Below are 5,251 nucleotides of genomic sequence, written 5' to 3'. Positions count from 1 at the left end.
CATTGTGCTCAATGTGTGCCCCGTTCGGGGGGCGTCGACGACTGTTCACCTCCGCGTGCGTGTTCCGGCGAGTACGACCGGGCGCATGACCGGGCCCCACCGGGCGGCGCCCGACCGTCAGTCGTAGCCGAGGACCACCGGGTCGTCGTCGGACGGGTCGGGCGTGCTGCCGACCGCCCCCGGCCCGGCGTTCATGCGCGACCCCGTCGGGGCGTCTCGGGCAGGGAACTCCAGACGTCCGCCCAGAGGAGCTCGAACTCCACCGCGCTGATCGTCCCGGCGAGCGCCGCTCGTTCGTACACCACGAGTGCGTCGAGCGACCCGGCGAGCAAGCGTGCGTCCCCGTGCCCGCGGGGTCGACCGCCGCCGTGGAAGGTGGTCACGGTCAGGGTGCGCACCGAGGGTCGCGTCCGACGGGTCGCGCGCCGCAGGACGAGGAACCCGGAGCCGTACAGCGCGGCGGCCGCCAGGGTACCCCCGAGCGCGGAGCCGTTCAGGGCCGCCATCACGCCGAGGGCGGGGAGCGCGCCGGCCACGCCCCACGCGTGCAGCGCCCGGAGGAGGATCCGCTCGCGGGTGTTCGTGCCCGGTGGGAACACCACGAGCGTGCGGGAGCTCCAGAGGGTCCTGCCGGCGGGGTGGACGATCTCGCGCCCCCAGACGTGGAGGTGGCGGTCCCGGGGTCCGGCGTGCGGGAGGAGCGGCTTCGTGGGCGAGTGCACCGGATCACCGTGCACCCGCGCAGCACGTCGGAGCACCGCCCCTGACGGACTCCTCACGGCCGTCACGGCGATCCTCACGCGTCGCTGATCTCGTGAGCCGGACGTCAGGGGTTGCGGGCGGAACGCGGAGCAGGTATACCTAAACCGGTTCAATGAAACCGGTTCAAACGATCTGGACCAGCACCGCGGCGAGGAGGCCACCGATGGAACGACGACCCACCATCGTCGACGTCGCGCGGCAGGCCGGGGTGTCCAAGGGCCTCGTGTCCCTTGCGCTGAACGACCGCCCGGGCGTCAACCAGGCCACCAAGGAACGGATCCAGGCCGCCGCCGCCGAGATCGGCTGGCGACCGAACCCGGCCGCCCGCAGCCTGACCAGCCGGCGCGCGTACGCCCTCGGCCTCGTCGTGAAGCGCGACCCGCGGATCATCGAGACGGACCCGTTCTTCGCCGCGTTCATCGCCGGCCTCGAGACGGTCCTGTCCGACCGCGGGCAGGTCCTCGTGCTCAGCGTCGTGCCGGACGCGGGCGCCGAAGAGCGCTCGTACCGCTCCCTCGCCGCCGACGGGCGCGTGGACGGCTTCATCCTCACCGACCTCCTCCGGCACGACCGACGGATCGCACTGCTCGCCGAGCTCGGGGTCCGCGGCGTCACGCTCGGCGAGCCCGACGTCCCGACGACGTTGCCGGCCGTGCGGCGCGAGTACGAGGACGGCATCGACGACCTCGTCCGGTACCTCGCGGGCCTCGGGCACGAGCGGATCGCGCACGTCGCGGGCAACGAGGACATGCTGCACGGCCGTGCCCGACGCGAGCAGTTCGAACGCGTCGCCGCGGCCCTCGGCATCGAGGCGCGGGTGGTCCCGACGGACTTCTCCCCCGAGCAGGGCGCCGACGCCACGCGGACGCTCCTCGCGCTCGACCCGGGCGTCCGTCCGACGCCCATCGTCTACGGCAACGACCCGATGGCGGTCGCGGGCATGGCGGTCGCACAGGGCGCGGGCCTCCGCATCCCGGACGACCTCTCGGTCACCGGGCTCGACGGGTCCCAGATCGGGCAGTACGTCTACCCGGCCCTGACGACCCTCGACAACGACCCGGTCGAGTGGGGGCGCGTCGTCGCGTCCACCCTGCTCGACCTCGTCGACGGGCACGAGCCCGTCGACCGCTCCCTCACCCCCGCGCGGCTCATCGTCCGCGGGTCGACGGGCGCGCCGACACCCCGGCTCTGACGCCGGACAGACGAGGACGGCCGAGCGGAGCGCCAGCGCTCCCACCCGTCCAGCACAGCACAGCACAGCACAGCACAGCACAGCACAGCACACCGACCACCGACGAAGGAGTCACCATGCAACGGCGCATGCTCGCCATCGGGACCGCGATCGCCGCGGCCACCGCGCTCGCCCTGACCGGATGCTCCGGCGGGGGCGCCGCGTCGAACAGCGACGCGATGAAGGCCAAGGGCCCGATCACCATCTGGTACTCGAACAACGAGCAGGAGGTCCAGTGGGGCAAGGCCGCCGTCGCCTCGTGGAACAAGGACCACCCCGACCAGCAGGTGAAGGGCCAGGAGGTCCCCGCCGGCAAGAGCACCGAAGAGGTCATCGGCGCGGCGATCACGGCAGGCACCACGCCCTGCCTCGTGTTCAACAACCTGCCCGCCGCGACCGGCCAGTTCCAGAAGCAGGGCGGCCTCGTCGACCTGTCGAAGTTCAGCGGCGCTGACGCCTACATCGAGGCCCGCTCCGGCGACACGGCCGACCAGTACAAGTCGTCCGACGGCGACTTCTACCAGATGCCGTGGAAGTCGAACCCCGTGATGATCTTCTACAACAAGGCGATCTTCGAGAAGGCCGGGCTCGACACCGAGGACCCGAAGCTCAGCACCTACGACGACTTCCTGGCGGCGGCCGCGAAGATCAAGGCCTCGGGCGCCGCGCCGTACGCGATCTACCCGACGCCGACGAGCGAGTTCTTCCAGCCGAACTTCGACTACCTGCCGCTCTACGCCGCCGCGACCGGTGGCAAGGGCATGGCGACGAAGGACGGCACGGCGACGTTCGGCACCCAGGCCGGCCGCGACGTCGCCGAGTTCTGGAAGACCGTCTACGAGAAGGGCTACGCGGGCACCGAGCAGCTGCAGGGCGACGCCTTCGCGACCGGCAAGGCCGCGATGGCGATCGTCGGCCCGTGGGCGATCGCGTCCTACAAGGGCAAGGTCGACTGGGGCAGCGTGCCCGTCCCCACCAAGGACGGCATCTCGGCCGACCAGACCTGGACCTTCCCGGACGCCAAGAACGTCGGCATGTACTCGTCCTGCAAGAACCAGGGCACCGCGTGGGACTTCCTGAAGTACGCCACGAGCAAGGACCAGGACCAGCAGCTCCTCGAGACGACCGGCCAGATGCCGATCCGGAAGGACCTCGCCACGACGTACGCCGACTACTTCAAGGCCAACCCGTCGTACCAGGAGTTCGGTTCGCAGGCGGCCCGCACGGTCGACGACCCGGCCGGCGCGAACACGATCGCCGCGCTCCAGGGCTTCCGTGACTTCTACACGAAGGCCGTCATCTCCGGGCAGGGGGACCTCGACTCGCAGCTGGGGGCCGCGGCGTCGAAGTTCACCCAGCAGATGCAGCAGCAGTAGGACGGGAGGCCCGGATTGACCACGCAGACCGCGTCACCGACGCGCGGGGTCACGCCGGGCAGCCCGACGGGCGGCGGCCGGAAGCCGCTGCACGTCCGACTGCTCGGCAAGAACCCCCTGGGGTGGCTGTTCAGCGCCCCCTACCTGGTGTTCGTCATCGCGATCTTCGCCTACCCGGTGTGCTTCGCGGTGTACATGTCCTTCAAGGACTACTTCTTCGCCGCCCCCGGCGTGAACGTCGACCGGCCGTGGGTCGGACTGCAGAACTACGTGCAGGTCTTCCAGGACCCGCAGGTGCTGCAGTCGTTCCGGAACGTCGGCGTCTTCCTCGTCATCAACGTGCCCCTGACCGTCGTGCTCGCCCTCGTGCTCGCCTCGGCGCTCAACGGCGCCGTGCGCTGGGGGACGTTCTTCCGGGTGAGCTACTACGTGCCCTACGTCACCGCGAGCGTCGCGGTCGTCGGAGTCTGGCTGTTCCTGTTCAGCCAGGGCGGGGTCGTGAACAGCGTCCTCGGACCGCTCGCGCCGAGCCCGTCGTGGCTCAGCAACCCGGCCCTCGCGATGCCGATGATCGCGGTGTTCGTGACGTGGAAGCAGCTCGGGTTCTACATCCTGCTGTACCTCGCGGCGCTGCAGAACGTACCGAAGGAGCTCTACGAGTCGGCGTCCACCGACGGCGCGGGCAAGATCCGGCAGTTCTTCTCGGTGACCGTCCCCGGCGTCCGGCCCGCGACGGTGCTCGTGCTGCTGCTCAGCACCGTGACGGGCGCGAACCTCTTCACCGAGCCCTACCTGCTCACCGGCGGCGGCGGCCCGAACGGCGCCTCCACCAGCCCCGTGCTGCTCATCTACCAGCAGGGCATCCAGCAGGGCCACCCCGGCTACGCGGCGGCCATCGGCATCGTCCTGATGATCGGCGTCCTGATCATCGCGTTCCTGCAGAACAAGTTCGCAGGTGGGAGGGAATCATGACCCAGGCGACCACCCCCCGGGCCGCAGCCGACCTGACGGCGGCGAGCCGCGCCTCCCGGCAGGACACCCCGAGGCGGCGGCGACCCCGCCGCCTGGACGGACAGCAGCTGAGCCGGGGCCAGGCGGCCCTGCGGTTCGTCGTGCTGCTCGCCGGCGCGCTGCTCTTCCTGTTCCCGTTCTGGTACATGGTGATCGGCTCGCTCCAGCGCGAGCCGGACACCTCCGTCGCCGGGGCGTTCCCGAACCCGGCGAACATCGACCTGCACAACTACGCGCAGATCGACTCCCGGGTCGACCTGCTGCAGGGGCTCGTGAACTCCGGCATCTTCACCGCCGGGGTCGTGCTCTGCACCGTCGTGTTCGGCGTCCTCGCCGGGTACGCGCTGTCCGTGCTCCAGTGGAAGGGGCGTGGGACGACGTTCGCGCTCGCCCTGCTCGTGCAGGTCGTGCCGTTCCAGCTGCTCATGATCCCGCTGTACGTCCTCATCGCCCGCGACTACGGCCTGAGCGACAACTACCTCGGCATGATCCTGCCGTTCGCGATCAACTCCGCCGCGGTGGTGATCTTCCGGCAGTACTTCCTGCAGGTGCCGCAGGAGATCTTCGACGCCGCCCGCATCGACGGCGCCGGGGAGCTCCGTGTGCTCTGGAGCGTCGCGCTCCCCCTCATCCGACCGGCGCTCGTCACCGTCGTGCTGGTCACGTTCATCGGGCCGTGGAACGAGTTCCTCTGGCCGTTCCTCATCACGAAGGAAGCCTCCATGCAACCGCTCGCCGTCTCCCTGGCGAACTACATCTCGAACGTCGCGTCCTCGACCGCGAACCCGTACGGCGCGATCCTCGCCGGCGCGGTCGTGCTCGCGGCCCCCGTCGTCGTGCTGTTCATCGTGTTCCAGCGGTGGTCATCGCG

5 protein-coding genes are annotated in these 5,251 nt (G+C 70.4%); 4 read left to right on the top strand and 1 reads right to left on the bottom strand.

What is annotated here, in order from left to right; translation table 11 throughout:
- Positions 1-191: 191 nt before the first annotated feature.
- Entirely contained in the window at positions 192-722 is a 531-nt protein-coding gene (locus I59_RS02145; protein ID WP_148286045.1) for a DUF6611 family protein, read from the bottom strand.
- Between the two features lie 203 nt (positions 723-925).
- On the opposite strand from I59_RS02145, the gene I59_RS02140 reads away from it, so the two are divergent.
- From I59_RS02140 to I59_RS18925, 4 genes are all read left to right on the top strand, one after another.
- Entirely contained in the window at positions 926-1,954 is a 1,029-nt protein-coding gene (locus tag I59_RS02140) for a LacI family DNA-binding transcriptional regulator (protein ID WP_022902467.1), read from the top strand.
- A gap of 116 nt (positions 1,955-2,070) precedes the next feature.
- Positions 2,071-3,369 carry a sugar ABC transporter substrate-binding protein gene (locus I59_RS02135; protein ID WP_022902466.1) on the top strand — a complete coding sequence of 433 codons (1,299 nt, stop codon included), beginning with the start codon at positions 2,071-2,073 and terminating at the stop codon, positions 3,367-3,369.
- A gap of 15 nt (positions 3,370-3,384) precedes the next feature.
- Positions 3,385-4,341: a carbohydrate ABC transporter permease gene (locus I59_RS02130; protein ID WP_022902465.1), complete on the top strand. Its 957-nt coding sequence runs from the start codon at positions 3,385-3,387 to the stop codon at positions 4,339-4,341.
- Positions 4,338-5,251: carbohydrate ABC transporter permease (locus tag I59_RS18925; RefSeq protein ID WP_022902464.1), on the top strand; the 914-nt coding region annotated here is incomplete at its 3' end. The genes I59_RS02130 and I59_RS18925, both read left to right, overlap by 4 nt.

The sequence above is a fragment of the Curtobacterium sp. B8 genome (genome assembly GCF_000333315.1).
Classification (GTDB): Bacteria; Actinomycetota; Actinomycetes; order Actinomycetales; family Microbacteriaceae; genus Curtobacterium; species Curtobacterium luteum.
The sequence above is the reverse complement of the archived record's forward strand: the minus strand, read 5'-3'. Positions and strand labels throughout refer to the sequence as shown.